The sequence below is a fragment of the Burkholderia sp. MSMB2157WGS genome, from assembly GCF_001532755.1.
Taxonomy (GTDB): domain Bacteria; phylum Pseudomonadota; class Gammaproteobacteria; order Burkholderiales; family Burkholderiaceae; genus Burkholderia.
Genome location: NZ_LPJG01000030.1, coordinates 1137354 through 1154847 on the forward strand (window position 1 = coordinate 1137354; position 17494 = coordinate 1154847).

The 17494-nt window shown below is 61.0% G+C and carries 15 protein-coding genes; 2 read left to right on the plus strand and 13 right to left on the minus strand.

Features of this window, described 5'->3' with window-relative positions; all coding sequences use genetic code 11:
• Positions 1-3: 3 nt before the first annotated feature.
• Positions 4-294 (minus strand): hypothetical protein, encoded by a 291-nt coding sequence (locus tag WT53_RS23565; protein WP_060262135.1) that lies wholly within the window; start codon positions 292-294, stop codon positions 4-6.
• 601 nt (positions 295-895) lie between these two features.
• Here WT53_RS23565 and WT53_RS33630 point away from each other — a divergent pair.
• Positions 896-2644, plus strand: a complete 1749-nt coding sequence (locus WT53_RS33630; protein ID WP_156447900.1) for a hypothetical protein — start codon at positions 896-898, stop codon at positions 2642-2644.
• A gap of 468 nt (positions 2645-3112) precedes the next feature.
• Here the strand turns inward: WT53_RS33630 and WT53_RS33635 are convergent, their stop codons facing one another.
• The 6 genes from WT53_RS33635 to WT53_RS23590 all read right to left on the minus strand — a co-directional run bounded on the left by WT53_RS33635 (position 3113) and on the right by WT53_RS23590 (position 10657).
• The gene (locus WT53_RS33635) at positions 3113-4591 is read right to left on the minus strand and encodes a hypothetical protein (protein ID WP_155294388.1); all 1479 of its coding nucleotides are present in this window, start codon (positions 4589-4591) and stop codon (positions 3113-3115) included.
• Between the two features lie 362 nt (positions 4592-4953).
• A complete protein-coding gene (locus tag WT53_RS23570) occupies positions 4954-6816 on the minus strand; it encodes a methyl-accepting chemotaxis protein (protein ID WP_034205345.1) in 1863 nt (620 codons plus the stop codon).
• Positions 6817-6987: 171 nt separating this feature from the next.
• Positions 6988-7656 (minus strand): OmpA family protein, encoded by a 669-nt coding sequence (locus WT53_RS23575; RefSeq protein ID WP_034205346.1) that lies wholly within the window; start codon positions 7654-7656, stop codon positions 6988-6990.
• A 68-nt stretch (positions 7657-7724) separates the two neighbouring features.
• A complete protein-coding gene (locus WT53_RS23580; RefSeq protein WP_006484340.1) occupies positions 7725-8489 on the minus strand; it encodes a flagellar motor protein in 765 nt (254 codons plus the stop codon).
• Between the two features lie 13 nt (positions 8490-8502).
• Positions 8503-9753, minus strand: a complete 1251-nt coding sequence (locus tag WT53_RS23585) for a cyclic nucleotide-binding domain-containing protein (protein ID WP_034205347.1) — start codon at positions 9751-9753, stop codon at positions 8503-8505.
• 241 nt (positions 9754-9994) lie between these two features.
• Entirely contained in the window at positions 9995-10657 is a 663-nt protein-coding gene (locus WT53_RS23590) for a glutathione S-transferase family protein (protein ID WP_034205348.1), read from the minus strand.
• A 286-nt stretch (positions 10658-10943) separates the two neighbouring features.
• On the opposite strand from WT53_RS23590, the gene WT53_RS23595 reads away from it, so the two are divergent.
• On the plus strand, positions 10944-12299 hold the full coding sequence (locus WT53_RS23595) for a polyhydroxyalkanoate depolymerase (RefSeq protein ID WP_060261791.1): 1356 nt from the start codon (positions 10944-10946) through the stop codon (positions 12297-12299).
• A 105-nt stretch (positions 12300-12404) separates the two neighbouring features.
• On the opposite strand, the gene WT53_RS23600 is transcribed toward WT53_RS23595, so the two are convergent.
• The 6 genes from WT53_RS23600 to WT53_RS23620 form a co-directional block, all read right to left on the minus strand.
• Positions 12405-12866: a DUF3761 domain-containing protein gene (locus WT53_RS23600; protein ID WP_034205350.1), complete on the minus strand. Its 462-nt coding sequence runs from the start codon at positions 12864-12866 to the stop codon at positions 12405-12407.
• Between the two features lie 65 nt (positions 12867-12931).
• Positions 12932-13069, minus strand: a complete 138-nt coding sequence (locus WT53_RS33910; protein ID WP_175883728.1) for an HHHH-motif protein — start codon at positions 13067-13069, stop codon at positions 12932-12934.
• A gap of 291 nt (positions 13070-13360) precedes the next feature.
• A complete protein-coding gene (locus WT53_RS23605) occupies positions 13361-13795 on the minus strand; it encodes a cupin domain-containing protein (RefSeq protein ID WP_034205351.1) in 435 nt (144 codons plus the stop codon).
• A gap of 79 nt (positions 13796-13874) precedes the next feature.
• Positions 13875-14870: an ABC transporter permease gene (locus tag WT53_RS23610; RefSeq protein WP_034205352.1), complete on the minus strand. Its 996-nt coding sequence runs from the start codon at positions 14868-14870 to the stop codon at positions 13875-13877.
• Position 14871: 1 nt separating this feature from the next.
• Complete coding sequence (locus WT53_RS23615) at positions 14872-15849, minus strand: ABC transporter permease (RefSeq protein WP_080747675.1); 978 nt, start codon at positions 15847-15849, stop codon at positions 14872-14874.
• A 33-nt stretch (positions 15850-15882) separates the two neighbouring features.
• Positions 15883-17439 carry a sugar ABC transporter ATP-binding protein gene (locus tag WT53_RS23620; RefSeq protein WP_034205354.1) on the minus strand — a complete coding sequence of 519 codons (1557 nt, stop codon included), beginning with the start codon at positions 17437-17439 and terminating at the stop codon, positions 15883-15885.
• Positions 17440-17494 lie beyond the last annotated feature (55 nt).

Here is a 17494-nt window from a genome sequence, read left to right on the forward strand (position 1 = left end):
GCGTCATAGCGGCGGCGGTACCCAATCAGGATCGTGGTACGGCTGCTCTCGCAGCGCCAACTGGCCATAGTCCGGCGTGATCGTACGGTTGGCATCGCAGACCCTCAGGTACACGCGGTCGCCCGGCTTGAATCCGAAGATCTTGAAATTGATATCGATCGCCTTCATCCACGGCAGGTACGGCCAGCCTCGCTTGGGAAGGTCCGGGTAGTTGCGCAGGACCAGCTCAAACGTCTTCTGCATGTTGACGGGTTTGTTCTTTCTACGACGTGGCTTAGTATTGGCGTCAGCCATTTCCGACTCCTTTGGCGAGTTGGTGGTGGTCAGCGGGTCGTATGGGTTGCCGCCCATGCGGCCCGCGCTTCTTTGATGCCTTGGGTTTCCCCTTCTTTCTCCCTCTTCGCTGGGTCTTGTTGGGCAAGACGGCTTTATTTCGACCATCGTGGCGGAGAGGGCTATGGTCACTTCCCGATGGTGAGAAGCAAGGCTTCATGATCAGTGTAGTCGGGCTGGCATCTCAGAATTAAGGAATTGAGGAGATTAGCCGTTAGGCATAGGTATGCACAACACAAGACGGTTTCTGCGAGTTCGCCTGGTTACCTAGATGTTCGCTGAGCAGTTACGGTTGACCGCTATCGCCCCAATGCCGCCGCTCGAAGCAGCCCCGCTTATACGGCGGCTTTGGCGGTACAGCGATCGTTCAGGCGGTGACATTCATCGCTAGGTGATGGCCATAGCAGACAGAGAAAGTGAGCAAGCAGGCAAAATAGGAGCATACTTGACTGACAGGACATCATTCTCTATGTCCTTCAAGCACTTGGCAAACGGGGAGAGGCGTATGATTTGGCAGGAATCTCTTCAGAAATAAACACAAAATCCACAGCGAGATGCGGACATGACCATTCTTCGAATAAAAGTAGAAAACGTAAAAGGTGCAAAAATTCGCGACCTCGAGATCGGAATTATTCCAAATAAGCCATCTCTATTAGTTGCACCCAATGGCTTTGGAAAAAGCTCAATAACAGCCGCGTTCATGAGCTTGAACCAGGCAAGGCTTAAGTTAGACGACGACCATCTTCACGAGGCTAGCAAAGCCAATAAGCCAAGGCTAACCATTGAATTAAAAGACGTCGCAGGAAAAATTCACACTCTGACGGCGGACGAGACGAAGAATGATATCTCCAAGGTCTTAGACGTTTATGTAATCAACAGCAGACTTAAAGCAAAAGCTGTGAAAAATAACGTTGGCGGATTCACAACCGCATCCGCGTCATTAAAGATAAATGAAATTTTATTAGTTGACAAGATCCCGCCCACCACACACTTTGATTATAGCATAACAGAAAGTAGAAAAAATTTCGGAAAAAATGGAAAAATTCTTATCGGAATCGATTGCATTTTAAATAATATCGCCGCAATCGACGCACTTTCCGATGAGCTCTCGACAATGACAAAATTTTCAGGAGTCAAAGTTCAAGACAAATTAGACGAAATCAAAAGGGAAATAAATGTACAGGATGGGGACGCGAGTATTATTCGCGCCTGGACCAAAGCTAACTGCGAAGCCAAAATCAACGAAATTTCCTGCCTGAGCCAAATTGCCGATATCGTCTCACATCACGTCCCCGAGATTAAAGAGCGTTTAGATAGTTTACTTTCCGCATATCAATTATGCGCCCTCTACTCAAATAACCCACAAAAATTTAAGAAGGCATGCGCGTACACCCAATACCTTCGCGACAAAGAAGCTTACAGTCAACTCATATCATCTTTCGACACAACGTGGAAAAAAATCAAACCGAAAGAGCGCAAAGGCACGCTAGTTGTCGACTTTCCAAATGCGTCACATATTTCGAATGGGCAACGCGACTCCCTTACATTCGCAGCGATGATTCAGCGAATCAGGGGCAAAATTGGCAAGCGAAACTGCATTCTTATCATTGACGAAATTTTCGACTATCTTGATGACGGCAATCTCACAGCAGTCCAGTACTACATCTCCAATCTTATCGACGATATAAAAAAAGATGGGAAACAGATCTACCCCATAATTTTTACGCACCTAAACCCAATCTACTTCAAAAACTACGCATTCCAAGATCAGAAAGTGCATTTTATCGACAAGAGAAATCCCACTATAAATGAGCATCTCAAGAAATTAATTACCAATCGCGAAAAAGAATCTATAAAAACCGGCATTGAGAGACACCACTTACACTTCAATCCATCCCAAGTAGACCTTCAAAAAGAATTCGCAGCCCTCGGATTAAAGGAGAGCCGGGGAAAATCCGAGAAATTTCATGAATTCATTTTCAATGAATGGGAAAAATATAACAAAGGGGACAATCACTATGATCCGTTTGCCGTCTGTTGTTACGTAAGAGCAAAAATAGAAGAAATATCTTACAACAAGATTGCCGACGCCGATTCCCGTAAAAAATTCTTGGACACGAATGGAACGCGAAAAAAACTTGATTTCGCAGCATCTATCGGGATATGCGTTCCGGAAGTGGCATTTCTATTGGGTGTTATCTACAACGACGGGTTGCACCTAAAACAACATGTAGACAATTCGTCCCCTATCGTCGCGAAGCTTGAAAATTTGGTTATAAGAAAAATGATTTCCGATGCGACACAACCTTGACGGATGCGAGATCACATGCTGGCCGCTCGTGTTCCACCACTCGTGAGCGGTCGAATCTACAGAACCTCTGGAGGCCGCCAATGTGCAGCGTTTTGCTGTTACGACGGCCGAAAGCCGAGACTCACACACGTTTATGTCCTGGAACGGGCGCTTCTGTAAGGTGCGTCGCTTTCAATATCTGATGAGCGTTTTCCAGTCGCGGCGATTGCTCACTTGGCCACCCGCACGTGGCGCGCCGACGACAACAGCGGAACGCGATACACGGCGTACCGGAGTGCGCAAAATGTGGCGGATTGCCAAGGGCCGCTGTTGGCAATCTGGCCACACAAATTGACCGACGCAAGTCGCGAACGCGGACAACGGACCAACGATCCGATAGATAGACTCGTCGAACGTAGTGCCTAATCCGCGTCGTGCCACGTGCGAGCTCTTCGATTTCCTATAATAATCCGAAAATCATCCGCGACATTAAAATAGAACGTTATTAATGTCACTTGCCGTATTTCTTCCGGCCCGGTGATCACTACTAGTCCTAGGAATAGCAAATGTGTATCGGCCATCTCCTTGAAATACCGCCTTGTAGTGCTTCCCATCTTCCGTTATCTCAAACCCCATCTTTGCCAAGGCATTCTTCATTCGAGAGTCCATATCACGATATGCTTTAAATAAATTCTTTATCTCCGACTCAATCTTACGACCATTTCCAGATGATTTATTAACACTCAGAAGATCTGTCAAAATATGCTGACGTCGACTATTATCCCTTACCGCCCGCAAAGCTTCTTCAAGCGCAGAAATGACAACATCAGATATTTCATGATCAAACAAATCTTGCTCTTTACCCGAAACCACAAGACCGCGCCCCGATGGCTGCCCAATTAAAGAAACTCGCTTCAGCTCCGCATTAAGCCGCAAAATTTCCTGCTCAGCCTCAGCAATTTTAAGATCCTTTGCCGCTTGATCGGCATCAAACACATCAATATACGCCTGCAACTCCGTCGACCCTTGCGCCTTCAGCAAATCATAGCGCCTTCTCGACATTGTTTCCATCAAGTGGTTCCAAGTACAATTCGTTCTAACCCTTCTGTTTGAAAGAGCCAAACGGATATCTTTTGCAATATCAATCTGAATAGCACGCCGATTTGGCGTATCTTCATCGAGGTAATAGACACTTCGCCCGTTACTCTCAGGCCAATAAACACCAACCGTGCCACCGAAAACATTGCTTGAGTTCGTAAGGGTTTTTACTTTAAACGAGAAAATCCTACTTGGCTCAACCACGACGTGAGCCATACCCGACACAAACCCAGCCAGCTCATCCGGATTAATCAAATAATCCCCACCAAAACCTGCACTTACATACACGATCGGTAGCTTGTTATTAGCTACCCCCATCATCAGGGCGGCCGCTACGCCGGAGTCGTCCTCGCCCAAACGAAACGGCTTCTCTGTCACTGGAATCTCACCGTCCATCCCCCCACCGAGTTCCGCGAGCACCTGCCGAATAAAATAGGGCTTTTTGGGCGGCGGAAGCCTCACTGTTGTGCTAAGCGCTTCACAAGAGATCTGGATACTCAGTAGATTTCTATCGATCGTCTTAAGCGAAACAATAGATGTCACCCATTCCAACCCTTTATCGACATTAACATAACGAAGCCCACCGATATCATACTCTCCACCTTTTGCGGCGGCTATCGTCACCCGCTCGTTGCCATTCGAGTAATTCCACTCAGAATCAACAGAAATGTTTGAAAGTACATTGCGCGGTATTTTAGAATGAGGACTCCCAGCGATCCATTTACAAGCCAAATTTATTACATCATCAACTCCATTGCGAGGATCGATAGGAAATTCAGTAGAAAAATTTGCCATATTTTTTATAAAATCACTCGTTAAAAACAAAAATAATACTTCCCAAAGAGACCATAACCAATTACTCGAGTGCACACCGTCCAGCGCCTTCTTCGGAGGCCATAAATCTGCTAAATATGCTTGATCGAACCATAAACTCGCCGATGTATCCGGCGCCCCATGTTTAGTGTCAATAGAGCAGGATCTGTCCCATCGTCATATCGGCAATCTTCCGCTCAATCTTTAATTTGACAAAGCGGTGCATTGCGACACATTTCCGAACACAGCCGTAGGACGCGCCACCTGCGTTGACTGCCCGGAGGCTCTCATCCGCCTCTCAACATGAAATTGAGTCTCATTTTTGTTAATGTCACGAGTCTCGTCCGACAAGCAAAAACGGCTGCCGTGGTCCCACGGCAGCCGCCTCTCACACCGCCCCCCGACCCCCAAAACAGCCCTTATTCATCCACCTTAAAAGCCGAAACCAGCTTGGTCAATTCCGCCGCCTGCTGCTTCAAACTCTCCGCCGCCGCCGCACTTTCCTCGACCAGCGCCGCATTCTGCTGTGTCATCTGATCGAGCGACTGCACCGCATCGCCAATTTGATCGATGCCAGCACTCTGCTCCAGGCTAGCCTCTGCAATCTCGCTCATCATCGCGCTAACGCCTTGAACCTGCGACACAACATCACTCATCACCTTCCCCGCCTCACTCACGAGCCGCGACCCGGCACCCACCGTCCCCGCGCTATGCTCGATCAGCGATTTGATCTCCTTCGCCGCCTGCGCACTGCGCTGCGCCAGATTCCGCACCTCCGAAGCCACAACAGCAAACCCGCGCCCCTGCTCCCCCGCCCGCGCCGCCTCCACTGCAGCATTCAACGCCAGAATATTCGTCTGAAACGAGATACTGTCGATCATCACGATGATCTCGGAGATCCGCTGCGAAGCGTCACTGATCTGCTCCATCGTCGTCACGACCTCGCCCACCACCTGCCCGCCACGCGCCGCCGTATCCGCCGCGCCGTTGATCATCTTCGCGGCCGTCGTCGCCGTTTCGGTGTTGTTGCGCACCACGGCCGTGATCTCTTCCATCGACGAAGCCGTCCGCTCCAGGTTGCTCGACTGTCCTTCGGTGCGCTCGCTGAGATCCGCATTCCCCGAAGCAATCTGCGCCGACCCGGTCGCGATCGAAGCCGAAGCTGCCCGAATCCGATGAACGAGCGTCGACAGCGACGACACGAACCGGTTGAACGCCTCCGACAACTGCCCGATCTCGTCCTCGCTCTCGACCGTCATCCGGCGCGTCAAATCACCCTGACCGCTGGCGATCTCCGACAGCAGCGTAGCCGCACGCCTGATCGGCGCGGCAATCGCGCGCCCCACCAGCCAGATCACGATCAACGCAACCCCGAGGCCCACCACCGCCGCAACCAGCGCAGCACTGCGAATCGCACGCGTCACCGGCCCGAGCAATTCGGCCTGCGGCACCTGGACGACCACATACGCATTCAGTTCCGGAATGAACGACGTTGCGATGAAGCGCGCGCCGCCATCACCCTCGTAGCTGAGGTACGCATACGGCTTGCCGGCGAGCAGCGTCGACGACGCATCGCCCGGCAGCCCCGGCTCATCTTTGAGGAAATGCTTGCCGTCGATCAGCGACGTATCGCGATGCATCATGATCGCGCCGTCGGGGCGCACGAGATACGCGAACCCGGTCTCACCGATCCGGTAAGCCGAGATGCCCTTCGCGAGCGCATCGACGGACAGGCTCATGCACGCCGCGCCGATCGGCACGCCGTCGAGCTCCACGCGGCTGTTGATGAACATCATGTAGCCGCCGACGGTCACCTCGCGATCCATGTTCACGTCGTACGCCTTGCCCGACGACAGGAAGCTGGTCAGCCACTGATCCTTGTCGGTCACCTTCCGCTGCAGGCCGGCTTCGTTGTAGTAGTTGCCGCTCTTCACCGACACCCACTGCACGGACGCGGCCTTCTGCTCGTCCTTCACGTTCTTCGCGAGCTGAATCCAGTTGCGCGTGCCGGCGTCGGGTTCGCCGTCGGCTTCCCATTGCAGCAGGAACGCATCGCGCGCCAGAATGCGAGACGCGGCGATCGGGCCGGCCATCTGGCGCTGCACGTCGGCGCGGATGCCGTTGACGGCGGTCGGCAGCTCTTCGCGGACGACGCGATCGCGCACCGCGTTGCCGATCAGGCGGACGCTGAGCCCGCTCGCAATCGCGACGAACACGAGCAGGCAACTCGTCATGCTGAGAATCAGCTTGTTCTGAATGGAAAGCTTGCGCCAGAAATGCATGGGGAACCCTCGATAACCGCTCGGTCTGAGCCAGATTGGGTTATCGGCAGGCGGGCGCAGAAGCGCATCGCTGATTTCAGATAGCGACCATTCGAGATTCGTTATGTCGTTGACGGGCGGACATATGCGGCCGCCTATATAGACGAAGGCAACGCGAATACAACGCGCTGTTCAATACGCAACGAAAATCGTCACCCGCCGGTTTCGCGCCCTCGAAGCCGCATCGTCCCCCGCAACAAGCGGTTGCGTATCCGCCCGCCCGATCGCCGCCAGCCGATGCGGCGCGACGCCGCGCTCGGTCAGATAGCGCACCACACTCCCCGCGCGCGCCGACGAAAGCTCCCAGTTCGATTCGTACTTCGCGTTCGCGATCGGCACGCTGTCCGTGTGGCCTTCGACGAGGATGTCGCCCGTCGCATGCTCGCTCAGTGCCTGCGCAATCTGGTTCAGCACCGGCGACGAATCGGGCAGCAAGCGCGCATCGCCGACGTTGAACAGGATCTTCGCGTCGATACCGATCTCGACGCCGTGCGGCGCCTTCACCAGCGAAATGCGTCCATTCGATTTCAACGAATCGAGCAACGCGAGCCATGGCGGCACATGAGCGGGCGTAGCAACATCGGTAGCATGAGAAGCACCACCGGTCTGCCGCGCAAGCGTCTGATACCGCGCATCGAGCGCGTTGTATTTCGCGAGCTGCAGCACATACAGCGCGAGAAACAGCACCATCAGCGTCGTGACGAGATCCGCGTACGAGATCAGCCAGCGCCCCGACTGCGCGCCTTCGAGTTCGTCATCGTCGCGATCGGCAGCGGATGCGCCATCGGTTCTAGCAGTCATGCTGTCGTGAATCCGGGTTCGTCATACGGTACAGGTGCAGATACACGCAGGCACAAAGCGCACGAACATCACGCGAGCGATTCCGCCGCCCGCCCGCGCACATCGCCGGTCAATCGCGTCTCGATCGTATGCGGCGACTCCTTGCGCGAAATCGCGAGCAAGCCGTCGAGATAGAGCTTGCGGAATCGCATCTCGCTGTCGATCTGCGCGCGCAGCTTGCCGTACAGCGGCAGGAACACGAGGTTCGCGAACGCGAGCCCGTACAGCGTCGCGACGAACGCGACCGCGATGCCCGGCCCGAGTTGCGCCGGTTCGAGAATATGGCTCGTCACCTGCACGAGCCCGAGCACCGAGCCGAGAATGCCGAAGGTCGGCGCATAGCCGCCGGCCTGTTGCCACACGCGCACGGCCGCGAGGCGGCTGCGTTCGTACGCGTCGAGTTCGCGCTGCAACGCATCCTCGAGCACCGCGGTCGACACGCCGTTCGCCAGCAGTTCGAGCCCGCGTCGCGCGAACGGATGAATCCCGCTCACATCCATCGATTCGAACGCGAGCAGCCCGTCGAGCTTCGCGCGGTCGCCCCATTCGAGCAGGTCGGACAGGTTCTTGCGATCGACCTCGCGTGCGCGCACGAACGCGAGCCGCAACTGCTTCACCGCGTCGAAGAAGCGCGCCCACGTGTTCTGGATCATCACCGCGCCGAGCGTGCCGCCGAGCACGATCACGAGCGCCTCGAACTGGAACAGCATCGAGAAATGCCCGCCTTCCAGCGCGAATCCGAACACGATCGCCGCACCGCCCAGCACCACACCGACCAGGGTCAACAGATCCATGCGCGCCCCCGTATCAAGCATCCGACGATGACGTCGATGCGACGGACGCCGCACCCGCCACCGGCGCCTTCGCCGCGCGAACGGCCTCCAGCACGCGCTGCTCGATCTCGTCGATCTCGACCGGATCGAGCTTGAGTTCGCGGCGCATCACCCACGACACCTCGTTGCGTCGTGCCTCGGTCATCACGGAAAACAGCTTGTCGGCCACCGCGCGATCGTCGAGGTTCGCGATCAGCTTCGCGAGATCGTAGGTATCGAACGCGCTGATCACGTCGAACAGCGTGCGCTGGTCGATCCACACGAGATCCTCGAGCGCGCGCACGTCGCCGCCGCGGCGCGCGTTGCGGCGCGAGAAATACGCGACGCCCTTTTGTTCGACGTAGCTGAGCACCTTCGATTTGCGGAACGCGAACACTTCTTCCGCGATCTCGCCGTTCGACAGCTTGTTGAGCAGCAGCGTCTTGTCGACGCCGATCAGCGATTCGAGATCTGCGAGTTCGATGAGTTCGAGTTCGCTGTTGATCGACAGGTCGAGATCGTGATCGGCGACCTGCTGCGCGCGGTCGATCACGCGTGCGGCGTCGAACGTGACGACCTGGCGCGCATCCGACGACGCCGCATGGTCGGTCGCGCCGCCGGCGCCATCGGCTTGCGCGGCTTCGATCGTGACGAGGTTGAGCTTCTCCATGCGCCGCAGCATCGCAAGCACGTGCGGCCGCGAATGGCCGGCGATCGCGCGGCATCTGCGGATCACGTCGGCGAGCGGCACGGACGTCTCGGCCGCATGCGCCTGCATCGGCCGGCGCGCCCACGTGTCGCCCGGTTCGCGCGCGTCGGCGCCGGCCATCAGCGACAGCACGTGCGCATACGACAGCACGCCCGGCATGAAATCCGCATGGGTGTAGGTCGCAAGCTGGTCGTCCTTGCGCTTCACGCGGCGAATCATCGTTCGCACGATGTGGCGCAGCAGCGCGGACACGCGCTCGATCTCTTCATCGAGCATGCCGGCCGGCACGACCGTGAGCTGACAGAACGAAAGCGCCTTCGCGGTATGCGCGCGCGGTTCGGCGGCGAGCAGCGCCGATTCGCCGAAGAACTCGCCGCGGCCGAGCGTCGCGACGATCACGCGCTTGTCGTCGCAGCGCGTGGACAGTTCGACCTTGCCGTCGGTAATCAGGAAAATGACGGGCTCGCCCGCGAAGCCCTCCGAGTAAATGATTTCTCCGGGCGCCGCGGTACGCGTCCACGATTGCTGACGATTCAAGTCGATTCCCCTGCTGCGCTGGTTGTTGCGGACTGCGCGTCGCAAGTCTGAAGCATGCGATCGCGAGTCGTCCCCGTGACTCGTTTACGTCATCGGGCGCAACATCCTTTAGGGGATTCGTCCTCGTTCCGAACCGAAATCAAGGTAAAACGTTTGCGGATCGCGCGGGCGCATCGATCGTTCGTTTCGCCCATTGCGCGTGTAGCGAAATTGAAAGCCCGTCGCAACCGCCCGCGTCGGGTCAGAACTCCATGTCGAGCTCGTCGATGTCTTCGTGCTCGGCCTTCGCCGCGTCGATCCACTCGACAACGAACGGATGCGCGAGCACGCGCATGCAGTACTCGGCGACGTCCGGTTCGAGCTTCACGTCGTAGGTCAGGAAGCGCGTGACGACCGGCGCGTACATCGCATCGGCGATGCCGATCTCCGCACCGAACAGCCAGGGGCCGCCGTATTCGGCGAGGCACTCGCGCCAGATCGTCACGATCCGCTCGATGTCGTGCTGCGCGCGCGACCAGATCCGGAAGCCGGGGAAATGCCCGCGCAGGTTCATCGGCAGCGCGGATCGCAATGCGCTGAAGCCGGAATGCATCTCGCCGCAGATCGACCGGCAATGCGCGCGTGCATGCCGATCGTCGGGCAGCAGCCGCGCCTGCGGCCGGATCTCGTTCAGATATTCGGCGATCGCGAGCGTGTCCCACACCGCGTTGCCGTCGTGCGTCAGGCACGGCACGAGGATCGACGGCGACAGCAGCAGCAGCTCCGCGCGCGACGTGGCGTCGATCGGCACGCTGATCGTCTCGAACGCGAGCCCGCTCAGCTTCGCGAGCAGCCAGCCGCGCATCGACCACGACGAGTAATTGCGGCTGCTGATGGTCAGCGTCGTCCGTGCGTTGGATTCCATTTCGCTCCCCTGCTGAATGTCGTTCGTGCCCCTGCACCGTAAACGGACGCACCGCATGACCGGCCGCACCACGTCTGTGCGGTCCGTTCGCCGAACCGGCGCAACGTCGCACGGCATCGCGGCACGTGTCGCACGCCCGGCCGGCAAGGCAGCGCGTCACCTTCCCCTCCGTCATCACGTCCCGCGCGTGCCGCCGCGCTCCCGAACCGCTGCAACGCGCGTGCCAGCGTCACGCTGGCATACGGCTTGCCTCGTTCCCTGTAATGCGGCATCACGAGCGACGGTCATGAACCTGCTTGCCTATCCGTTTTATCAATGGTCTGCGGAATGCCTGCGCCCGGCGCGTGCATGGGCAGCCGCCACGCGCGCGACGATGTCGCTGTGGCCGCCGGCGACGTCGACACCGACGGGCCGTATGGTCGACGCGCTGTGCGAACTGCTCGAATGCTGCGCGTTTTCGCACCGGCGTCCGCCGTTCGGGATCGCGTCGGTCGTCGTCGACGGCGAAACGGTGCCGATCGTCGAAGAAGCGGCGACAACGACGCCGTTCGCGACGCTGCTGCATTTCCGCAAGGCTCGGTCGGTCGCGCGCCAGCCGCGCGTGCTGATCGTCGCGCCGATGTCCGGGCACTTCGCGACGCTGCTGCGCGGCACGGTGCGCACGATGCTGGCCGACCACGACGTGTACATCACCGACTGGCACAACCCGCGCGACATTCCGCTGGCGGCCGGGCGCTTCGGTTTCGACGAGTACGTCATGCACGTCATCGACTTCATCCGCCACATCGGCCCGGACGCGCACGTGCTGGCGATCTGCCAGCCGACCGTCGCGTCGCTGGCGGCCGTCGCGCTGATGGCGGCCGGCGGCGATCCCGCGCAACCGGCGAGCCTGACGCTGATGGCCGGGCCGATCGACTGCCGCGTGAATCCGACGAAGGTCAACGCGCTCGCGACGAGCCGGCCGATCGAATGGTTCGCGCGCAACCTGATCAGCGTAGTGCCGACGGGTTTCGTCGGCGCGCAGCGGTGCGTGTATCCGGGTTTCGTGCAGGTCGGCGCGTTCATGTCGATGAACCCGGACCGGCATGCGGCGTCGTTCGCCGATCTGTACTACGAACGCGCGAAAGGCGACCCCGCGAAAGCCGACACGTTACGGCACTTCTACGACGAATATTTCGCGACGGCGGACCTCACCGCGGAGTTCTATCTGGAAACGGTCGAGAAGGTATTCCAGCAGTACGCGCTCGCGCGCGGCGAGCTGGCGGTGGGCGACACGCTCGTCGAACCGGCGGCGATTCATCGCACCGCGCTGTTGACGATCGAAGGCGAGAAGGACGATATCTGCGCCGTGGGCCAGACGGTGGCCGCGCAGGAACTGTGTTCGGGATTGCCGTCGTACCTGAAGACGCACCATGTACAAACGGGCGTGGGGCACTACGGCGTGTTCAACGGCAGCCGATGGGAAACGCAGATCTATCCGATCGTGCGGGCAACGATCCACGACAACGAGCCGTACGATCGCACCGCGGATGCGCAAGGCGACACGAGCGGCGCGCACTACGTCACGCTGCGCGCGCTGCTCGATGCACGGGCATCCGCGGTCGACGCGGCGGCCGAAACGCAATCGGATCACGCGCACTGAACGCGGCTGGCGCCACAGTGAATCGCCCCGCCGGAGAGGCGGGGCGATGTTTGCTTCAGCACGGACGGCGCACGAGCGAAACCGCTCGCGCGCCCGGCCTGCTCGTTACGCGCAAGCCTTGCCGTGCGACGCATGATAGCCCTTCGCCTTCGCGTCGGCTTCCGACATGTAGCTGCCGTGCTTCGTCTTGCCGTAGTACTTGTCGCTCGAGCAGTGATAGACCTTCGTGCTGTCGTTCGCCCACACCTTGCCCGCGCCGCCGCCCGGCGCCGCGGCCGTCGTGGCCGCGCTCTTCGCCGGCGCTGCGCCCGATGCCGGCGCAGCGGAAGCCGCCGTTGCCGGCGCCGCGGCCGGTGCGCTCGCCGCGGCAGCGGCCGATGCGCCGTACCACGTCTTCACGCCCTTGTGGCCCGCGCATGCGCCCTTCTTCGATGCGCCCGAGTAGAACGAGCCGTCCTTGCACAGCCCGGTCGTGCCGGCCGGCGCGCTGGCCGGAACCTGCGCGAACGCACCGATCGACACACCCATGCCGGCGACCAGCGCGGCGATCAACATCGTTTTTTTCATGGTCCTCTCCTGATTTGCCTGAATGATGAAAGCGTCCGGGGCGTCATCCCCGGGAACGGCGACGGTTACCGCACCCAGCGGCACACGCGATGGTGGTGATGATCGAAATGGCACACGCGGTGCGAATGCGCTTCGGCCAGGGCCGGTGCGAGCACGGCGCAAGCCAGTGCCGTGGCGGTCAGGATCTTCGCGATGCGGTTCATGGTGACACTCTCCCGGATAGGTCAGCCGGAAATCCGGCCGTACCTCCTTAACGCCGGGCGTCGACACGCCGTGCACCGTACCTGCGTGCAATTGACGATCTTTGACATCGCATCGCCTGTCGACACGCGAAGCTGACGAACGTCTTTCTTTTCTTTCTGGTTCTTCAGCTTCTCGATCGTTTGGAATTCGAAGGAATGTGTCGAAGCGGAAAGCAGTTCTCGAAGGTCAGCGGAACAAAAAAAGCCGCCTGAGTACAGGCGGTCCATCGAAAACGCACACCCACCGGCAAGCTACGCACCGGCTTCGCCCCACGGCGTCGGCTCCGGCACCGCGCACGGGCCGTCGACGTCGATCGATTTGAAGTCGGCAGGCCCGACGATCTCCAGGTATTCCATGTCCGGCGAGTAGTCGAACAGGTAATGGACGATCCCCGGCGCCTGGTGCACGCAGTCGCCGGCCGCCACCAGCGTTTCCTGTTCGCCGTACATGAAACGCGCCCAGCCCTTCAGCATGATCACGATATGGAATTCGGCCTCGTGACGGTGCCAGCCGGTGCCCGCCGTCGGTGCATGATTGGCCCTGACGAGTTGCGCGACGACCTTGCCGTTCGTCGCGGCGGCGATGCCGAGATCGCGGTACAGGAAGAAGTCGCGCAGGCCTTCGCCCCGATAGGCGGTGTCCTGCGGCTTCACGTGGGAGAAAGCGGTGGTGGTCGGCGTGCTCATCGCGGTGCTCCTTCATCGAAAGGATGACGCGACACAAGCATTTAGCGTTCCAGTTTGCGGCGGCACGACATCGTGCGCGTCACCGCTTGCGCCGCTTGCCGGTCAGCAGCGTCTGCGCGATCACCGCGAGCAGCAGGAACGCACCGCTCGCGAGGTTCTGGTAGTACGGGCTCAACGTGCCGACCTGGTTGATCACGTTCTCGATCACGCCGAGCAGCAGCACGCCCGCGAGCGGACCGAACAGCGTGCCGACGCCGCCCGTCAGCAGCACGCCGCCGATCACCGCGGCCGCGATCGATTGCAGCTCGTAGCTGTTGCCGGCGCCCGGCAGCCCCGAATCGAGCCGCGACGCGAGCAGCGCACCGGCCAGCCCCGCCAGCGCGCCGCTCAACCCGTACGTGACGACCTTGAGCCCTTCGACGTTCACGCCGAGCATGCGCGCCGCCTCCTCGTTGCCGCCGATCGCGAACACGCCCGCGCCGTAGCGCGTGTGATTCAGCACGAACGCGGCGACGAGATACGCGACGAGCACGATCCACACGAGATTGCCGATGCCGAACAGCGAGCCGTTCGCGATCGTCGCGAAGAAGCCGGGGTTCGCGATCAGCATGTCCTGGCTCGCGAGCACGAGCGACAGCCCTTTCAACCCGAGCAGCGCGGCGAGCGTGACGATGAACGGCGCCATCCGCGCGCGGGCGATCAGCCAGCCGTTCACGAGCCCGACGATCAACCCGACGCCAACGGGAGCGGCCAGCGCGGCGCCCCATCCATACGGCGCCGCATACGCGGCGATCACGGTGCCGAGCCCGACGAGCGAGCCGACCGACAGGTCGAACCCGCCGAGGATGATCACGAAGCTCTGCCCGATCGTGATCAGCGCGACGAACGCGGCGGCCGCGACGATGTCGAGCAGGTTCGGCGCGCTCAGGAAATGCGGAAACACGCGGCCGGCGATCAGGCACACGAGCACGAGGATCGCGATCGCGCCGCGCGCCTGCACGAGCCGGACGAACTGCGCGCGGCGCGCGCGGCCGGCATCGTGCGCGGTGGACGGGGAGATCGGCGCGGTCGACATGTCAGGCTCCCGAACGTTGCAGGTACAACGCGCCGAGGATGAACGCGGCCTTCAGGATCTGCGCATACGTGTAGCTGATGTTGTTCATGATGAAGCTGGCATCGAGCAGTTGCAGCAGCAGCACGCCGAACACGGTGCCGACGATCGACACGCGCCCGCCGGACAGCGGCGTGCCGCCGATCACCGATGCTGCGATCGCATCGAGTTCGAAGTTCACGCCGACATAGTTCGGATCGCCCGCGCCGAGCCGCGCGGTGGCGAAGAGGCCCGCCAGCCCGGCCAATGCACCGCTGGCCGCATAGACCGCCAGCAGCGTGCGCCGCACGGGCACGCCGGCGAGATGCGCGGCATCGCGGCTCGCGCCGACGAGAATCGTGTAGCGCCCGAAGGTCGTGTTGCGCACGACGAAGAACACGATGGCCGCGCACGCGAGCGCGATCAGCATCACGACCGGCAACCCGAACCACGTGCCGATGCCGACGAAATCGAACGCATCGGACGGCGGCAGGCTCACGCGCGAGCCGCCGAGCAATGCCTGCGCGAGCCCGCGCGCGGCGACCAGCAATGCCAGCCCGGAAATCAGCGGATCGATGCCGAGCCGCGCGACGAGCCCGCCGTTGAACAGGCCGACCGCGAGGCCGATCGCGATCGCCGCCGCGAACGCCGCGCCGGTGCCGTACGGCAAACATAGGGCGATGGTCGCGCTGGCGAGCGCCATCACCGAGCCGACCGACAGGTCGATCCCGCGCGTGGCGATCGCGAGGTTCTGCCCGAGTGCGATCAGCACGATCGGCGCGGCCTGGAACAGCAGGCTGCGCGCGGCGAGCGGATTCGCGAAACCGGGCGTGACGATCAGGTTGAAGACGGCGAGCGCGACGAACGCGAGATACACGCTGTGCTCGCGTGCCTGCGCGAACAGCGAGCGGCGCGACGTGCGGCGGGCCTGGTCCGGTTCGCTCATCAGGTTGGCAAGATTCACGCTTTCCTCATCCTCGGGTCGATGTGCGGTGCGTTACGTCTGGTTCGCGAGCAACGCGGTCACGTCGTCGGGGCTCGCGCCGCGCGTCGGCAGTTCGCCGCTCGTCGCCCCTTCGTGCAGGATCACGAGCCGGTCGGCGAGCTCGAGCAGTTCTTCCATCTCCGACGACGTCGCGACGACCGCGAGCCCGTCGTCGGCGAGCCGTTTGACGAGATCGTGCACTTCCGCCTTCGCGCCGACGTCGATGCCGCGCGTCGGATCGTCGAGCAGCAGCACCGACGGCTCGGTCGACAGGCAGCGCGCGATCAGCGCCTTCTGCTGGTTGCCGCCGGACAGCGTCGAGATCGGCGCGCCCGCATGCGACGTCTTGATGCCCAGCTCGCGGATGTAGCGCTCGACGAGTGCCTCCTGCTTGCGCACGGAAATGAAGCCGAAGCGGGCGATGCGCGGCAGCACGCACACGACGATGTTCTCGCGCACCGACAGCTTCGAGAAAATCCCTTCCGAGCGGCGATCCTCGGACAGGAACGCGAGCCCCGCGCGAATCGCACGCGCCGGATCGGCACCGTCGAGCGCGCGGCCGCCGACGCGCACCGCGCCGCCGTCCGGCTGCTGCGCGCCGAACACGGCCTTGAACGTCTCGGTGCGGCCCGCGCCGAGCAAGCCCGCGAGCCCGACGATCTCCTTCGGCGCGACGCGGAACGACACGTCGCGCAGACGCGTGCCCCAGCGCAGTCCGTCGACGGCGAGCGCCGGCTCGTGCGTCGTGTCGGCGGCGGCCGCCTCCGCCTGTTCGCGCGGGCCGTGCGCGCCGACTTCGCGGCCGAGCATCGCCGAAATCAGCGCCATGCGCGGCAGCCGGTCGGGCGTATCGCTGCGGACCACCGCGCCGTCGCGCAGCACGGTCAGCCGGTCGCACATCCGGTAGCACTCGGACAGGCGATGGCTGACCAGCACGATCGCGATGCCGGTCGCGCGCAACTGCTCGACGACGCCGAACAGCACCTCCACTTCCGCGCCGCTCAACGCGGAAGTCGGCTCGTCGAGAATCAGCACGCGCGCGCCGAGCGACACGCCGCGCGCGATCGATACCATCTGCTGCTGGCCGAGGCCGAGCGCGCCGACCTTGTCGGCCGGGTCGACGTCGAGCCCGTAACGCTCGACGATCTCGCGGGTGCGCGCCCGCATCTCGCGGCGGTCGATCCACGGGCCGAAGCGGCGCGGCTCGTGACCGAGGAAGATGTTCTCGGCCACGCTGCGTTCGGGAATCAGGTTGATTTCCTGATAGACCGCGCAGATGCCCGCGCGCTGCGCGGCACGCGGGCTGTCGAACGACACGGGCACGCCGTCGACGCGGATCTCGCCCGCATCGGGCTGGTGAAAGCCGGTGAGGATCTTGATCAGCGTCGACTTGCCGGCGCCGTTCTCGCCCATCAGCCCGTGCACCTCGCCCGCGCGCAGCGACAGCGACACGTCGGTCAGCGCGCGCACGACGCCGAACGTCTTGCCGATGCCGCGCGTCTCGAGCACGACGGGTTTGCCGTCGGCGCCGGTGCCGGCGTCGGGTCCGGCGGGAAGCGTTGCGTCCATCGCGCGCCTCGCGTTCGCGGTTGAGCGGTTGAGCGGTTGAGCGGTTGAGCCGTTG

What these genes read in the sequence shown, in the direction of transcription:
- WT53_RS23580 (WP_006484340.1), bottom strand. Translation starts at nt 8,489, where the DNA reads ATGGATCTGTTGACCCTGGTCGGTGTGGTGCTGGGCGGTGCGGCGATC.
- WT53_RS23610 (WP_034205352.1), bottom strand. Translation starts at nt 14,870, where the DNA reads ATGTCGACCGCGCCGATCTCCCCGTCCACCGCGCACGATGCCGGCCGC.
- WT53_RS23570 (WP_034205345.1), bottom strand. Translation starts at nt 6,816, where the DNA reads ATGCATTTCTGGCGCAAGCTTTCCATTCAGAACAAGCTGATTCTCAGC.
- WT53_RS23565 (WP_060262135.1), bottom strand. Translation starts at nt 294, where the DNA reads ATGGCTGACGCCAATACTAAGCCACGTCGTAGAAAGAACAAACCCGTC.
- WT53_RS23605 (WP_034205351.1), bottom strand. Translation starts at nt 13,795, where the DNA reads ATGAGCACGCCGACCACCACCGCTTTCTCCCACGTGAAGCCGCAGGAC.
- WT53_RS23600 (WP_034205350.1), bottom strand. Translation starts at nt 12,866, where the DNA reads ATGAAAAAAACGATGTTGATCGCCGCGCTGGTCGCCGGCATGGGTGTG.
- WT53_RS33630 (WP_156447900.1), top strand. Translation starts at nt 896, where the DNA reads ATGACCATTCTTCGAATAAAAGTAGAAAACGTAAAAGGTGCAAAAATT.
- WT53_RS23595 (WP_060261791.1), top strand. Translation starts at nt 10,944, where the DNA reads ATGAACCTGCTTGCCTATCCGTTTTATCAATGGTCTGCGGAATGCCTG.
- WT53_RS23590 (WP_034205348.1), bottom strand. Translation starts at nt 10,657, where the DNA reads ATGGAATCCAACGCACGGACGACGCTGACCATCAGCAGCCGCAATTAC.
- WT53_RS23575 (WP_034205346.1), bottom strand. Translation starts at nt 7,656, where the DNA reads ATGACTGCTAGAACCGATGGCGCATCCGCTGCCGATCGCGACGATGAC.
- WT53_RS23620 (WP_034205354.1), bottom strand. Translation starts at nt 17,439, where the DNA reads ATGGACGCAACGCTTCCCGCCGGACCCGACGCCGGCACCGGCGCCGAC.
- WT53_RS33910 (WP_175883728.1), bottom strand. Translation starts at nt 13,069, where the DNA reads ATGAACCGCATCGCGAAGATCCTGACCGCCACGGCACTGGCTTGCGCC.